The organism is Roseateles sp. P5_E8 (assembly GCF_054177665.1).
In genome coordinates, this window is record NZ_JBGCUM010000049.1 from 23519 (window position 1) to 39457 (window position 15939).

Below are 15939 nucleotides of genomic sequence, written 5' to 3' on the forward strand. Positions count from 1 at the left end.
TTAGCTCAGGCGCAACTCGCTGGTCGCGTCGAAGACGCTCAGCAGGGACTCGTCGATGTCGAAGGCCAGCACGTCGCCGGCAGCGATGCGGCGGCCGTCGTGCACGAGGACCGAGAAGCCTTGGTCGCCCAGCGTCATCCAGACGACCTGGTGGTTGCCCATGGGTTCGACGAGCTGGACGGTGGCGCGCCAGCGGCCACCCTCCTGCAGGCGCACATGCTCGGGCCGCACGCCCAGCACGAGGTTCTGGCCCGGCTTGACGCGACCGGCGGCAAGTTGCAGCGGCAGCACGCCTTCGAGCGAGACGCCGTCCGCACCGACCTTGGCCGGCACGAGGTTGATGGCCGGCGAGCCCAGGAAGCCAGCGACGAAGAGGTTGGCCGGCTGCTCGTAGACGTCGCTGGGCGTGCCGATCTGCTGGATGACGCCGCTCTTCATGACGACGATGCGCGAGGCCAGCGTCATGGCCTCGACCTGGTCGTGCGTCACGTAGATCATCGTGTTGCCCAGCGTCTGGTGCAGCAGCTTGAGCTCGCGGCGCAGCTCGGCGCGCAGCTTGGCGTCGAGGTTGGAGAGCGGCTCGTCGAACAGGAAGACGCCGGCCTCGCGCACCAGCGCCCGGCCGATGGCGACACGCTGGCGCTGGCCGCCGGACAGCTGCGCCGGCTTGCGGCCCAGCAGCGGCGTCAGCTGCAGCATGTCGGCCGCGCGCTTCACACGGCGTTCGATCTCGGCCTTGGGCACGCCGGCCACGCGCGGACCGAAGGACATGTTGCGCTCCACCGTCATCGTCGGGTACAGCGCGTAGCTCTGGAAGACCATGCCGATGCCGCGCTCGGACGGCTCGGCGTCGGTCATGTCGTGGCCGCCAATATGGATGCTGCCGCCGCTCACGTCGATGAGGCCGGCGATGCTGTGCAGTAGCGTCGACTTGCCGCAGCCCGAAGGGCCGAGCAGCACGAGGAATTCGCCCTCGTGGACTTGCAGGTCGAGGTTCTTGATGACCTCGTTGTGGCCGAAGCGGATGCTCAGGCTCTGGATGTTCACGCCACTCATTTGACTGCGCCTGCTGCAATGCCGCGCACGAACCAGCGGCCGGAAATCAGATAGACCAACAAGGGCACGGCGGACGTCAGGATCGTCGCGGCCATGTTGAGGTTGTAGAGGCGCTCGCCCGTCGTCGTGTTGATGACGTTGTTGAGCTGCACCGTCATCGGCTGGTGCTCGCGGCCGGCGAAGGTCAGGCCCAGGATGTAGTCGTTCCACACGCCGGTGATCTGCATGATGGCCGCGACGATGAGCATGGGCGTGGACATCGGCAGCACCAGCTGCACGAAGATGCGCCAGAAGCCGCCGCCATCCACGCGCGCCGCCTTGAACAGTTCGCTCGGCAGGCTGGCGTAGTAGTTGCGGAACAGCAGCGTCATGATGGGCATGGCAAACACCAGGTGCACGACGACGATGCCGGGCAGGCTGCTGTAGATGCCGATGGCCGCCTCCAGCTTGACGAGCGGGTAGATCATCACCTGGATGGGGATGAAGGCGCCCATCATCAGGATGCCGAACAACCACTGGCCGCCCTTTGGCTTCCACCAGCTCAGCGCATAGCCGTTGACCGCGCCGAGCAGGATGGGCAGCACGATGGACGGCACGGCGATGGCGACCGAGTTCCAGAAGCCGCCGCGCACGCCCTCGCAGCTGACGCCGGTGCAGGCCTCGCTCCAGGCGGCGCGCCAGGCATCCAGCGACGGTGCCGAGGGCAACGAGAAGATCTGGCCGAGGCGGATCTCCTCCATGCTCTTGAACGAGGTCGTCAGCATGATGTAGAGCGGCAGCAGGAAGAAGGCTGCGGCGCACAGCAGGAAGGCGTAGACGCCGACCCTTGCCCAACGGGCGCTTGCCTTGCGCTTGGCCATCAATGGCCCCCTTTCGCGGCCTGCCGGCTGCGCACATAGGCGAGCGGCGCGACGAGGGCGAGCACGGTCAGCAGCAGCACCACCGCGCCGGCCGAGGCCAGGCCCAGGTTGGCGCGGCTGAAGAGGTGGTCCATGATGAACTTGGCCGGCACGTCGCTGGCGATGCCTGGGCCGCCCTGGGTCATGGCGACGACGGTGTCGAAGACCTTGACGACGCCGACGGCCAGCAGCGTGAAGACGGTCGCCAGCGTCGGGCCCATCATGGGCAGCACGACGGACAGGTAGACGCGCCAGGTCGGGATGCCGTCCAGCTTGGTGGCCTTCCAGATCTCCTCGTCGATGCCGCGCAGGCCGGCCAGCATCAACGCCATGACCAGCCCTGCCCCTTGCCAGGTGCCGGCGATGACGACGGTGTAGATGACCATGTCCTGGTCGACGATCCAGTCGAACTGGAAGTTGCTCCAGCCCATCTTCTGCATCGCGTTCTGCAGGCCGCTCTCCGGGTTGAGCACCCATTGCCAGACCAGGCCCGTGGCGACGAAGGACATCGCATAGGGGTAGAGGAAGGCCGTGCGCAGCACGCCCTCGCCGCGCACCTTCTGGTCGATGAAGACGGCCAGCAGAAAGCCCAGCAGCATGGCCGCCACGATGTAGAGCGCGCCGTACACAGCGAGGTTGTGGATGGCGAGCTGCCAGCGGTCGCTCTCCAGCAGGCGCTCGAATTGCTGCAGGCCGACGAAGTCGTCACGCGGGAAGGTGCGCGAGCTGGACATGGACGTGCGCAAGGTCCACAGCACCGTGCCCACGTAGCCGACGCCGACGATGACGGCCAGGGGCAGCAAGGCGCCCCAGGCCGCGAGGGAGCGAATCTTCATGTCAATCGTTGCCAGCTGAAGTGTTTCGGGCCGAGCGCCGGGCCGCTCCCAAGCCGGCCCGTCGGGCGATGTGCTTGCGGCTCGATGCCGCGAGCATCGCCGTCCCCGCGGGGGACCGACCGGGCTCGCGCGCGTTCAGCGCGGCGAGAGTGGGCGAGGGGCCTCATCGCAATGCGGAGACGATGTCCTTCTGGACCTTCTCGACCGGGATGCTGCGGTTCCAGTACGCGGTGATCACGTCCTGCAAGGCGCCGTTCTGGTCTGGCGTGATGTAGATCTCGCCGTTGCCGAGCTGGCGCGACTTGTCCTTCATCGCCGCCACGCCCATCTGCGCGCACATGTCCATCTTGCTGACGTCCACGTCGGTGCGGATGGGGATGGAGCCCTTCTTCATGCTGAAGGCGACCTGGGTGGCCGGCTGCGTGATGACGCTGGCGAGCAGCTGCTGGGCCTTGATCTGGTCGGGCTTGTCGGTCTTGGGGAAGACCATCACGTCGCCCTGGATGATGTAGGGCGCCTTGGGGCCGAAGCCGGGGGCGCAGCCGTAGTCCTTGCCGGCTTCCTGCTTGGCCTGGGCGAACTCGCCCTTGGCCCAGTCGCCCATGATCTGCACGCCGCCGCGGCCGCTGATGACCATGGCGGTGGCGTCGTTCCAGTTGCGGCCTGGCGAGCCCTTGTCGGTGTAGCTTTGCAGGCGCTTGTAGGCCAGCAGCACCTTCTTGAAGTCCTCGCCCAGGATGGCCTTGGTGTCGCGGTCGCGGAAGACCTTGAGGTAGAGCTCGCGGCCGCCGTAATGGGCCAGCGTGGCGGTGAAGACGATGCCATCCTGCCAGGGCTGGCCGCCGTGGGCCAGCGGCACGATGCCGGCGGCCTTGAGCTTGTCCAGCGCGGCAAACAGTTCGTCGAAGGTCTTGGGCTCCTCGGCGATGCCGGCCTTCTTGAAGGCGGCCTTGGAGAACCAGAACCAGGTCATGTTGTGGATGTTGACCGGCGCGGCGTAGTAGTGGCCCTTCACCTTGATGGCCTGCAACACGGTCTCGGGCAGGAACTTGTCCCAGCCGTCGCGCTTGGCCACCTCATCGACGTTGTTCAGATAGCCCTGGTCGACGATGTCGCGGAACTGCTGCGTGGTGTTGAACTGCGCGGCCGTGGGCGGGTTGCCGCCGGCAATGCGGTTGATGGCCACGGAGCGCGCCTGCTCGCCCAGCGCGACGGCGGTGTCCACCCAGATGCCGCCCTGGGCCTTGTAGGCCTCGGCCAGGGTCTTGGCGGCGGCGGATTCGCCACCCGAGGTCCACCAGTGGATGACTTCTGCCCTTAGCGGGGCTTGCGAGAAGGCGGGCAGGGCCGCGCTGGCGAGCACGGCGGCGGCCAGGGCGTGACGGGGGAACTTCATCTTGTCTCCGAATCTTGTGGTGCGGCGGTGCGCAGTGTCGCGCGGTCAGCCGCGGCGCGCCTGAGGGCTGACCCTGTAATATTTCATTTAGAAACTGCTTGGAAGCCGCTTGCACCCCCGTCATTTGCGGGGTTCTTGCCGTTAATCATTCATTCAAGAACCGGCCATACCAGAGGCCGCTATCCTTCAAAATGCGCTGCTGCGTGGCGTAGTCCACATAGGCCAGGCCAAAGCGGCGCAGATAGCCCTCGGCCCACTCGAAGTTGTCCAGCAGGCTCCAGGCGAAGTAGCCCTTGACCGGCACGCCGGCATCGATCGACTGCTTGAGCGCGCCGAGGTGGCGCTGCAGATAGGACAGGCGCTCCTTGTCGTGCACGCGGCCGTCGGGGGTCAGCACGTCCTCGAAGGTGGAGCCGTTCTCGGTCAGCTGGATGACCGGCGGGTTGTAGTCGCGCTGGATGCGGGTCAGCAGGTCGACCAGACCCTGCGGCGACACCTCCCAGCCGAAGCCGGTGCGCTCCACGCCGTCCTGGTCGACGAGGCTGGCGCGCATGGGGCCGCCGGCCGGGTCATCTTTCACCGCCTCGGGGAAGTAGTAGTTCACACCGAGGAAATCGGTTTGGGTCGCGATGGCGTCCAGGTCGCCGGGCAGCACGGTGGGGGCGGCATCGCCGAGCAGTTCGAGGGTGTCTGCCGGATAGCCACGGCCGAACAGCGGATCCAGGAACCAGCGGTTGCGCAGGCCGTCATGGCGCTTCAGTGCCGCCACGTCCTCGGGGCTGCCGGACGCGGCCGTGATGGGGTGCAGGCTCAGCGTGATGCCGACCTCGGCGCCGGGCGAGTTGGCGCGGATGACCGGAATGGCTTGGCCGTGCGACACCAGCACATGGTGGCAGGCCAGCATGCCGTCGGCCAGGCTCTTGCCACCGGGGGCGTGCACGCCCTCCCAGTAGCTCATCATGCAGGAGCACCAGGGCTCGTTGTGCGTGATCCAGTGCTTGACGCGGTCGCCCAGGCGGCGGGTGACGATGTCGGTGTATTCGACAAAGGCGGCGATGGTGTCGCGCGAGGTCCAGCCGCCCTTCTCCTGCAGCGCCTGCGGCAGGTCCCAGTGGTAGAGCGTGGCCCAGGGGTCCAGGCCGCGCTCCAGCATGCCGTCCACCAGGCGGTCGTAGAAGGCCAGGCCGGCTTCGTTCACGGTGCCACGACCCTGGGGAAGGATGCGCGGCCAGGCGATGGAGAAGCGGTAGGCGTTGACGCCCATCGCCTTGGCCATGTCCAGGTCCTGCGGGAACAGGTGGTAGTGGTCGCAGGCGACCAGCGCGTTGCTGCCGTCGCGGATGCGGCCGGGCTCCGCGCAGAAGCGGTCCCAGATGGACTCGCCCTTGCCGTCTTCACGGCCGGCGCCCTCGATCTGGAAGGAAGAGGTGGACACGCCCCAACGGAAGTCGGCGGGGAAGTCTTGGCGTTTCGGGGCGGTGTTGGAGCTCATGCTTCGGATGTGGAGGCGCCGGCAGTGAAGCCGGCGCGGGGTCAGAGAACTAGGAAATCACTCAGAACTTGTAGCTGCCGCCCAGCAGCAGCTGGCGGCCATAGGACGTGTAGCGCTCGGGCAGCGTCGAGTTCGGGTCGCTGGCGCCGGACGAGATGCCCACCCGGGTGCGGTAGGGCCGGTCACGCAGATTGTTGACCTGCAGCGTCAGCGACAAGCCCTTGTAGGGGCCAGACTCGAAGGCATAGCCGATCTGGGCGTCGATGATGGTCTCGCCCAGGATCATGCTGGGCACGTTCTCGCCGAAGGTGCCGCGCACCGTCGTCACGAACGGCGAGCGGTGGCGGCTGCCGACGCGGGCCGAGATGCCGTCGCGCTCGTAGTAGACGGTGAAGTTGGTGGCCACGCCCGACAGCCCGTCCAGCGGCTTGCTCGGGTTGTTCTCCTCGTGCAGCGAGCTGCGCGTGTTGGAGTAGCTCATCGAGATGCCGATGCCGTCCAGTTGCGGGCTGAACAGCGAGCCGTCGATGGAGCCGCTCAGCTCGGTGCCGGCCACCATGCCGCCCCGGCCGTTGGCCTGCGTGTTCAGCAGGCCGATGTTGCTGATGGGCACCCACTGCGTCGGGTTGGGGAAGCCGGTGAAGTCGAACGGGATGCTCTGGCCGTAGACGAAGTTCTTGATGTTCTTGTGGAAGGCTGCGGCCGCCACATAGCTGCGCTTGCCAAAGTAGCGCTCCACCGACAAGTCCACCGAGTCCGCGCGCCAGGGCTCCAGATTGGCGTTGCCGCCGTTGGCCGACCACATGCGGTCCTGCTCGCCAACGTTGATGCCCGAGAAGCCGGCGCGCATGTCTTCCATGTTGGGCCGTGCCAGCACCTTGGCCAGGCCGAAGCGCAGGATGGTGTTGGCCGTCAGGTCGGCGGACAGGTTGAGGCTGGGCAGCACGTCGGTGTAGCTGGTGCCGCCGGTGGTGGGGTCGCTGGCGCTGGTCTTGGGGTTCCACAGCAGGCCGTTGCTCCACTGCTTGGCGTGCACCACGCGCAGGCCCAGGCTGGCGTGCAGCGGCACGCCCCAGTCGGCCTCGAAGCCCAGCTTGGCATAGGCGGCGGTGATCTTCTCGTGCACCGACCAGATGCGGCCCGGCGCCTGGTCTGCCGACGAAGGCACGACGTCGTACAGGCTCAGCGCGCTGGGCACATCGAAATTGACCATGCGGATGGGGCTGCCGGCAAAGCTGAGGTCGGTCGGCGTGCGCAGCAGGTTGGCCGGGATCAGCACCGGCGCGCGGTTGTTCTTGAGGTTGTAGTAAACCTCCGTGCGGTTCATGTCCTTGTCGCGCTCGGAATAGTCCAGGCCGCCCTCGATGCTGCTGAAGAATCCCTCGAACGTGCGGCCGGCCGACAGCTTGAGCGCCTTGATCTGGTCGCGCACCTTGGGGAACTGGCTGCGGCCGTCGCGGCCCCAGCCGGGCGGGTCGGTCAGCATGACCTTGCTGCCGTCACCGTAGTCGAAGCTCGGATGGAAGGTGGAGATGCCGTCGCCGGTGGCGATGTTGACCTGCCCCAAGCTGACGCGCGTCGGCGCGCCGGCCGCGAGTTCGGCGTTCTGCTCGTCACGCTTGGCCTTGGACCAGCTGAGGTCGGCCACCAGCTTCCAGTCCGCCAGCTTCAGCTCGTTGTTCCAGCCGATGGCACGGATCTCGTCGTGGCGCTTGTTGAAGCTCGTCAGCGCGACCGGGTTGACGGTGTTGACCGTGCCGCTGGTGACGAGCTTGTCGCCGTTGACTACCGTCGTCTGCGCGCCGCTCCAGCTGGCGCCCGACCAGACAGACATGTCGGACATCACCGTGCGGCGCGCCTCGGTCTGGTTGAAGCGGGAGTAGTACAGGTCCAGCGTGCTGTGCAAGCCGTTGCCGGGCTTGTATTCCAGCACCGCCATCAGGCCGTCACGCTTCTGGCGCGACGACGCCACGCCAATCTCGAAGCCCTGGAGCGCCACCGAGTCGTCGGGCGTGCCGGGCAGCGGCGAACCCCAGACGCTGGTGTTGGCCCACCACCAGCTTTTGTAGTGCTTCTCCTGGTTGGGCGAATCCAGGTGGGCAAAGCCCACGGCCGCGCCCCAGCTGCGGTCGGCCGATTGCGTGATCCACGAGGCGCTCAGGCGGTTGCCAGTGCCGGAGATCTCGGGGTTGAGCGAGCCGTTGGAATTGCGCTCAACGCGACCGCCGACGATCAGCTGCGACGTGCCGAAGTCCAGCGGCCGCAGCGTCTTCATGTTGACGGTGCCCGACAGGCCCTGGGACGACAGGCTGGGGTCCGGCGTCTTGTAGACAGTGGCGGCGTTGATCAACTCCGAGGGGAACTGGTCGTACTCCACCGAGCGGTTGTCGCCCGTGCTGACGATCTCGCGGCCGTTCAGCAGCGTGACGCCATAGCGCGGCGCCATGCCGCGGATGCTGATGACCGACGAGCGGCCCGCCACGCGCTGGGCCGTGAGGCCCGGCAGGCGCGAGATGGCGTCGGCGATGGACACGTCGGGCAGCTTGCCGATGTCCTCGGCCGAGATGGCCTCGACGATGGCATCGGCATTGCGCTTGGTGCTGATCGAGGACTCGAGGCTGGCGCGGAAGCCCGTCACCGTGACGGTCTCCAGCTTCTGCTCCGTGGCAGGCGCGGTCTGCGCCAGCGCCGAGGCGCTGAGCAGGCCGGCACACACGGCGGCAATGGGGTTGAGGCGCAGCCGCCGCTGGGTGGCGCCGGCCGCAGGGGCGTGCACGTCGGCACGCTGGATGTTGCGAGTCATGTCTTGTCTTCTCCTGGTTCGTCTTGTTCGCTGGTTTGGACGGCTCTCACAGGCACTCCCTGGCTGGCCAGGCCTGGAAGTGAAGCAAAAGTGGAACCGGTTCCAACCGCGACGCAAATCTAATTCGTGTCTACTGCGCTTGTCAATCGCAGTCGCCCGGGGGTTGACGTTTCATTTAGCCAACACCTACCGTCGCGGCCCCAACCGCCCAGACCACGATGACCCGCACCTCACCCCTACTTGGCTGCCTGCTCGCGCTGGCCACGACGGCTGGCGCCGCTGAAATCGACCCCATCGTGCAGGCCTGGCCGGCTCGCCAGCCGGTGCGCGACGCGGCGCTTGAAGCCCGCGTGGAGGCCGCGCTGAAGACGTTGACGCTGCGCCAGAAGGTCGGCCAGATCACCCAGCCCGAGATCCGCGCCATCACGCCTGACGAGGTGCGCGACTACGGCATCGGCACCGTGCTGAATGGCGGCGGCGGTTGGCCGGGCATGAACAAGGCCGCCACGCCGGCGCAGTGGCGCGAACTGTCCGAGCAGTTCCAGGCCGCCGCGCTGCAGGCCACGCCGGGCATCCCGCTGATCTGGGGCGCCGACGCCGTCCACGGCCACAACAACGTGCGCGGCGCGACGCTCTTCCCGCACAACATCGGCCTGGGCGCCACGCGCAATGCCGAACTCGTGCGCGACATCGGCCGCGCCACCGCCCGCGCCATCCGCGCGACCGGCCTGCACTGGGCCTTCGCGCCCACGCTGGCCGTCGTGCAGGACGTGCGCTGGGGCCGCACCTACGAGAGCTTCGGCGCCGACCCGGCCCTGGTGCGTCGCCTCGGCCAGGCCTCGGTCGAAGGCCTGCAGGAGGGCTTGAAGGACGGCCGCGGCGTGCTCGCCACCGCCAAGCACTACATCGCCGACGGCGGCACACGCCGCGGCATCGACCAGGGCGTGGCCCATGCCTCGCCCACCGAACTGGCCACCGTGCACGGCGCCGGCTACCTCGGCGCGCTGGACGCCGGCGTGCTGACCGCCATGGCCTCCTTCAGCAGCTGGACTGACAGCGCCGGCTACACCGAGCACGGCAAGATGCACGGCAACAAGACGCTGCTGACCGGCGTGCTGAAGGAGCGCCTCGCCTTCGACGGCCTCATCGTCAGCGACTGGGACGGCATAGGCCAGCTGCCCGGCTGCAAGAACGACGACTGCCCAGACTCCATCAATGCCGGCATGGACATCGTCATGGTGCCGTTCATGTGGAAAGCGTTCCACGCCAACACCGTGCGCGCCGTCGAGCAGGGGCGCATTCCCATGAGCCGCCTCGACGACGCCGTGCGCCGCATCCTGCGCGTGAAGTTCAGCATGTCCGTGCCGACGAGCGTGCCCGCCACGGTGGAAGCCATGCAGGCGCCCGAACTGGCCCGTCGTGCGGTGCGCGAGTCCCTCGTGCTGCTCAAGCACAAGCCCGGCCTGCTGCCGCTGCCGCGCACGGCACGCGTGCTGGTGGTGGGTGCGTCGGCCGACGACATGAAACGCCAGGCCGGTGGCTGGAGCGTGACCTGGCAGGGCCGCGACACGACCAACGCCGACTACCCGCAAGGCACAACGCTGCTGGCCGCGCTGCGCCAGCGCCTGGGCGCGCCCCAAGTCACATTCGACGCCGATGGCAGCAAGAGCGACCCGACCCGCTTCGACGCTGTCGTTGCCGTGCTGGGCGAGGCGCCCTATGCCGAGGGCGAGGGCGATGTGCGCATCACCGAAAACCTGCGCCACAGCCGCCGCCACCCCGCCGACCTGGCCGTGCTGCAGAAGGTCGTCGGCCGCGGCGTGCCGGTCATCACGCTGCTGTACTCGGGCCGGCCGCTCTATGTGAACGACCTCGCCAACAAGAGCGACGCCTTCATCGCCGCCTGGCTGCCCGGCAGCGAGGGCGCCGGCCTGGCCGACCTGCTGGTGGCGCCCGCCGCGGGCGAGCCCGCCTGGCCCGGCTTCAAGGGGCGGCTGCCCTTCCCCTGGCCGGCCGGTCCCTGCCAGTTCAGCAGCCGCGAAGCCAGGCCCTGGTGGCCCATCGGCGGCGGCTTGAGTGGCCAGGAGACCCAGGCAAACACCAAGCCTTTGCCCGAGCCGGCCGACCCCGCCATCTGCCCCCTGTGATTCAATTCGGCCCGCAAACCTAGAGGGCAAATGGCAACGATCAAGGACGTGGCAAGGGTGGCGGGCGTGGGCGTGGGCACAGCCTCGCGCGTCATCAGCGGAAACGGTTCCGTCGCGCCGGCCACAGCCGAGCGGGTGCGCAAGGTCATCGCCCAGCTCAAGTTCCGCCCCTCGCACGCGGCGCGCTCGCTGGGCAATGGCACGTCCAAGCTGATTGGCGTCTACATCCCCTTCCTGCGCGGCACCTACTACACGCCCATCCTGCGCGTCATCGACCTGGTGCTGCGCGGCAAGGGCCTGCACATGGTGGTGGCCTTCGGCGAGGGCATCGAGGACGAGCGCAAGGAAACCAACGACGCGATGCGCTTCCTGCTCGACCGCGACTGCGACGGCCTCATCGTGCTGTCCAACGCCATCCAGGACGAGGACATCAAGGCCCTGGGCCCGGCGGCGCGCGAGGTGGTGGTGCTGAATCGCCACTTCGACCGCATCAAGGAGCAGTGCTTCACGGCCGACCATGTCCAGGGCGGCGTGCAGGCCGCGCGCGCGCTGCTGCAGCACAAGCACAAGGACATCGCCGTCATCTCCGGCCCCACCACCTCGCCCGACAACGTCGCCCGCCTGGCCGGCTTCATGGGCGAGCTGGCGCTGCGCGGGCTGGACGTGTCCAAGGTGCAGACCGTGCCCGGCGACTTCTCCAACCAGGCCGGCTGGGATGCCGCCGCCGTGCTGCTGGGCGGCAAGCGCCTGCCCACCGCCGTCTTCTGCGCCAACGACGAGATGGCCATCGGCCTGCTGGCGCACTTCCAGGAGCGCGGCGTGTCGGTGCCGCACGAGGTGTCGGTGCTGGGCTACGACGACTCGCCCAGCGCCGAGTTCGCCGCGCCGCGCCTGACCTCGGTGCACATCCCCAGCCGCGAGGTGACGCTGGCCGGCCTGAACTGGCTGCTGAACCGCTGCTACGAGGAAGAGTTGCCGGTATCCAGGCAGTTCGACATCACCGTCACGTGGCGTGCATCAGTGGCCGCACCACCCTCGCGAAAGCGAAGCTGAGGCCACAATCCGGGCTGAACTTTTGGCTTCAGCCCCGACATGTCCCAACGCGTCCTGACCGGCATCACCACGACCGGCACCCTGCACCTCGGCAACTACGTCGGCGCCATCCGCCCGGCGGTGGCCGCCAGCCGCGCGGCGGGCGTGGAGAGCTTCTTCTTCATGGCCGACTTCCACGCGCTCATCAAGTGCGACGAGCCGGACCGCATCGCCCACTCCAGCCGCGCCATCGCCGCCACCTGGCTGGCCGCCGGCCTGGACCCGGAGCGCGTCACCTTCTACCGCCAGAGCGACATCCCCGAGATCCCCGAGCTGACCTGGCTGCTGACCTGCGTGACGGCCAAGGGCCAGATGAACCGGGCGCACGCCTACAAGGCCGCCGTGGACGCCGCAGTCGCCGCTGGCGAGGAGCCCGATGCCAACGTCAGCCTGGGCCTGTTCAGCTACCCGGTGCTGATGGCGGCGGACATCCTGCTGTTCAACGCCCACAAGGTGCCGGTGGGCAAGGACCAGATCCAGCACATCGAGATGGCCCGCGACGTCGGCCAGCGCTTCAACCACCTGTTCGGCAAGGGCCAGGACCTGTTCACGCTGCCCGAGGCCGTGACCGAGGCCGAGATGGAACTGCTGCCCGGCCTGGACGGCCGCAAGATGAGCAAGAGCTATGACAACGTCATCCCGCTCTTCGAGGGCGGCAGCGCGGCGCTGAAGGAGGCGGTGGCGCGCATCGTCACGGACAGCAAGCTGCCCGGCGAGCCCAAGAACCCAGACGGCCAGGCGCTTGTCACGATCTACGACGCCTTCGCCACGCCCGAGCAGCGGAATGCCTTCCGCGCGGCGCTGCGCGCCGGGCTGGGCTGGGGCGAGGCCAAGCAGCAGCTGGTCGCGCTGATCGAGTCGCAGATCGGCCCGATGCGCGAGCGCTACGCCGCGCTGATGAGCAACCCCGAGCAGTTGGAAGCCACGCTGCAGGCCGGCGCCGCCAAGGCCCGTGCCATCGCCGCCCCCTTCCTGAAGCGGCTGCGCGAGGCGGTGGGCCTCCGGCCTTACACGGCCACTGCGGTAACCACCCAGGCCAAGGCAGAGAAGGCCGCGCTGCCGGTCTTCAAGCAGTACCGCGAGGCGGACGGCAAGTTCTATTTCAAGCTGCTGTCGGCTGGCGGCGAGTTGCTGCTGCAGAGCAGCGGCTTCGAGCAAGGCCGCGAGGCGGGCCAGTGGGTGGCGCGGCTCAAGCGTGAAGGTTGGGTGGCCGATGCGCCCGTGCAGCGCGAGGCCAGCGAGGCCGACATCACGGCCGCCCTCGCCGCCTTCCAAGAGGACTGACGTGGTCACCACGCCCGCGATCACCGAGCTTCTCGCCGGCACATCGCGCGGCGATGCGGCGGCCCTGCAGCAGCTCTATGCGGTGCTCTACCCGGAGATCAAGCGCGTGGCCCGCATCCGCCTGGCGCAGAGCGGCCATGCTGCCGGGCTGAACACCACGGCCCTGGTGCATGAAGGCTTTCTGCGCATGGCCGACCAGCAAGGCCTGCAGGGCGACACACGCGGCCAGTTCTTCGCCTACGTCGGCCGCGTGCTGCGCTCGGTCGTCATCGACCACCTGCGCAGCGAGGGCCGCGACAAGCGCGGTGGCGACGCCATCATGGTGACCCTCTCGGCCGCCAACGACGTGGCCGCCGTGCAGAGCCAGGCGGTCGACCTGATCGGCCTGGACCAGGCGCTGGAACGCATGCGCGAGCTGGACACGGGCCTCTACGAGCTGATCGAGATGATCGGCTTCGCGGGCCTGTCCATCGCCGAGGTCGCGACGCTGCGCGATGTGTCCACGCGCAGCATCAACCGCGAGCTGCTGAAGGCCCGGTCGCTGCTGCAGGAACTGCTCGGCGACCCACCAAACACCGTGTACTGATGACGCCGGCCGACTGGCAACGGCTATCGCAGCTGTTCGATGAGCTGGCAGACCTCCCCGCCGCCGACCGTCGGGCCCGCCTTGCCACGCTGCCGCCGGAGCAAGCCGCGCAGCTGTCGCGCATGCTGGCAGGCCTGGACGAAACGTCGACGGCCGGCATCCTGGGCTTTGACCGCCAGCTCGCCGACGCACTCGCCGACCCCAGCCAAGCCGCGCCCGATGCCCCCAAGCCGGGCGACCGCTTCGGCGCCTGGTGCCTGGCCGAGCTGCTGGGCGAAGGCGGCATGGGCCAGGTCTGGCGGGCCGAGCGGGCCGACGGCCTCTACCAGGGCGAGGCCGCCATCAAGCTGCTGCGCGACGACGTCGCCAGCAGCGGCCTGGCCGCCCGCTTCGCCCGCGAACGCGCGCTGCTGGGCCGCCTGACCCACCCCGGCATCGCGCGCCTGCTGGACGCGGGCGAGCAAGGCGGCCGCGCCTTCCTCGTGCTGGAGTACGTGGCCGGGCGCACGCTGTCCGAGCATGTACGCGAGCGCGGCCTCGCGCTGACTGAACGGGTGCGGCTGCTCGTCGCCATTGCCCGCGCGGTGGAGCACGCCCACGCCCAGCTCATCGTCCACCGCGACCTCAAACCCAGCAATGTGGTGCTTGATGACAACGGCAACACCAAGCTGCTGGACTTCGGCATTGCAGGCCTGCTGGACGACTCCGGCCAGCAGACCGACAGCCAGCTGACCCAACTCGCCGGCCGCCGCCTGACACCGGCCTACGCGGCGCCCGAGCAGATCACCGGCGGCGCCATCGGCGTGGCGGCCGACATCTACTCGCTGGGCGTCATGCTCTACGAGCTGGCCAGCGGCCAGCTGCCCTTCGGCAAGCGCGGCCTGAGCCGCACGGCGCTGGAGCATGCGGTGCTGCACGGCGAGGCGCGCCGCATCACGCGCACGCTGGGCCCCGCCGACGACGCCGCGCTCGACACCGGCCCTGGCCGCCCGCCCGACGCCGACCGCGCCGCCGGCGACCTGGAGGCCGTGGCCGCCAAGGCCATGCGCAGGGAAGCCGCCGAGCGCTACGCCAGCGTCGGCAGCTTCATCGACGACCTGGAGCACTGGCTGGCCCAGCGCCCGGTCAGCGTGCGCGCCGAGGACTGGCGCCAGCGCCTGCGGCTGTGGACGCGGCGCAACCTGGCCATCGCTATCGGCGGCGCGCTGGTGCTGGCGGCGCTGACCGTGGGCCTGGGCGCAGCGCTGTGGCAGCGCAATGAGGCTCAGGCGTTGGCCAGGCAGAGCGATGCCGTCACGGCCTACCTGACCGAGGTGCTGAGCGCCGCCAGCCCCGACCAGAACGGCGGCCGCCAGCCCACCGTCGCCGAGCTGCTGGACCGCAAGCGCGGTGAGCTGGTCAAGCGCTTTGACGACCAGCCCCAGGTCAAGGACCGCATCTACGACGCGCTGACCAAGACCTACTTCGCGCTGCAGCGCTTCGGCGTGGCCGCCGAGCTGGCCCAGGCGCGGCTGGCCCATGCGCGCATGGCCTTCGGGCCCGAGCACCCGCTGGCCGACGACGCCGCCTTTGCGCTGGCCAACATCCACTCCGCCGTGGCCAGCGGCCAGCCGGTCATCGACCTGCTGGAGCCGGTGCTCCCGCGCATGGACCGGCGCTTTGGCGCGCTGAGCCCGCAGTCCCACGCCGCGCGCATGCACCTGCTGGTGGCTTACGCGCGCATGGGCCGTTTTGCCGATGCCCATCGCGAGCTGGACATCGGCCGCCGCTCCAACGACGTCGTCAACGCCAGCAACCCCATGGAGCACGCTCGCTTCACGAGTTATGCCAGCATCGTGCTGACCAGCGAAGGCCGCGTGCGCGAGGTCCTCGCGCTGCTGGAAACGACGCGCCCGCTGTGGCGGCCCAGCCAGCCCGAACGCCTGCGCCCTGCCCTGGTGCTGGAGCGCAACTACGCCTTCAACCTGTGGCGCCTGGCCACAGAAGACGCGCGCGCGGCCACCGCCCGCAGCGACGACCTCGTCGCCCGCTGGGACGCGCTGGCCCGACCCGGCAACCACGGCAGCACGCTGATGCGCCAGCAGCTGGCGATCTACCTGCAGCAGCTTGGCGAGTTCGAGGCCGCCCGCGCCCAGCTGGAGCGCGCCCAGGCCGACACCGAGGCCGCCGGCGCAGAGGATGCGGTCACCGGCGAGCTGCGCCGCGGCGCGCTGCTGGAAGCGCAAGTGCTGGCGCGCGGCCACGCAACGGCGCAGGACGTGGCCGCCGCCTCGCAGCGGCTCGAAGGCCTSAACGCCGCCGAGCTGATCGGCGACGTGCGCCGCGCCGAGGGCCTGCTGGTGCTGGGG

The 15939-nt window shown here is 68.9% G+C and carries 11 protein-coding genes; 5 read left to right on the forward strand and 6 right to left on the reverse strand.

The genetic code is table 11. The features are described from left to right. The 6 genes from ACXRVZ_RS21920 to ACXRVZ_RS21945 form a co-directional block, all read right to left on the reverse strand. Positions 1-1056, reverse strand: a complete 1056-nt coding sequence (locus ACXRVZ_RS21920) for an ABC transporter ATP-binding protein (protein WP_457418351.1) — start codon at positions 1054-1056, stop codon at positions 1-3. Continuing rightward, positions 1053-1916, reverse strand: coding sequence for a carbohydrate ABC transporter permease (locus ACXRVZ_RS21925; protein ID WP_457418349.1), 864 nt, complete (start codon positions 1914-1916; stop codon positions 1053-1055). Before ACXRVZ_RS21925 ends, ACXRVZ_RS21920 begins: the two co-directional genes overlap by 4 nt. Then, on the reverse strand, positions 1916-2791 hold the full coding sequence (locus ACXRVZ_RS21930) for a carbohydrate ABC transporter permease (RefSeq protein WP_457418347.1): 876 nt from the start codon (positions 2789-2791) through the stop codon (positions 1916-1918). Before ACXRVZ_RS21930 ends, ACXRVZ_RS21925 begins: the two co-directional genes overlap by 1 nt. Positions 2792-2954: 163 nt before the next feature. Next, positions 2955-4187, reverse strand: coding sequence for an ABC transporter substrate-binding protein (locus ACXRVZ_RS21935; RefSeq protein WP_457418345.1), 1233 nt, complete (start codon positions 4185-4187; stop codon positions 2955-2957). A 145-nt stretch (positions 4188-4332) separates the two neighbouring features. Then, complete coding sequence (locus ACXRVZ_RS21940) at positions 4333-5679, reverse strand: GH1 family beta-glucosidase (RefSeq protein ID WP_457418343.1); 1347 nt, start codon at positions 5677-5679, stop codon at positions 4333-4335. A 61-nt stretch (positions 5680-5740) separates the two neighbouring features. Beyond that, positions 5741-8482, reverse strand: coding sequence for a TonB-dependent receptor (locus tag ACXRVZ_RS21945; RefSeq protein WP_457418341.1), 2742 nt, complete (start codon positions 8480-8482; stop codon positions 5741-5743). Positions 8483-8700: 218 nt separating this feature from the next. On the opposite strand from ACXRVZ_RS21945, the gene ACXRVZ_RS21950 reads away from it, so the two are divergent. The 5 genes from ACXRVZ_RS21950 to ACXRVZ_RS21970 form a co-directional block, all read left to right on the forward strand. Continuing rightward, positions 8701-10629 (forward strand): glycoside hydrolase family 3 protein, encoded by a 1929-nt coding sequence (locus ACXRVZ_RS21950; protein ID WP_457418339.1) that lies wholly within the window; start codon positions 8701-8703, stop codon positions 10627-10629. A 30-nt stretch (positions 10630-10659) separates the two neighbouring features. Next, positions 10660-11682, forward strand: coding sequence for a LacI family DNA-binding transcriptional regulator (locus tag ACXRVZ_RS21955; RefSeq protein WP_457418337.1), 1023 nt, complete (start codon positions 10660-10662; stop codon positions 11680-11682). 39 nt (positions 11683-11721) lie between these two features. Next, positions 11722-13005: a tryptophan--tRNA ligase gene (locus tag ACXRVZ_RS21960; protein ID WP_457418335.1), complete on the forward strand. Its 1284-nt coding sequence runs from the start codon at positions 11722-11724 to the stop codon at positions 13003-13005. A 1-nt stretch (position 13006) separates the two neighbouring features. Further along, a complete protein-coding gene (locus ACXRVZ_RS21965; RefSeq protein WP_457418333.1) occupies positions 13007-13591 on the forward strand; it encodes an ECF-type sigma factor in 585 nt (194 codons plus the stop codon). Next, positions 13591-15939: protein kinase domain-containing protein (locus tag ACXRVZ_RS21970; protein WP_458232819.1), on the forward strand; the 2349-nt coding region annotated here is incomplete at its 3' end. The genes ACXRVZ_RS21965 and ACXRVZ_RS21970, both read left to right, overlap by 1 nt.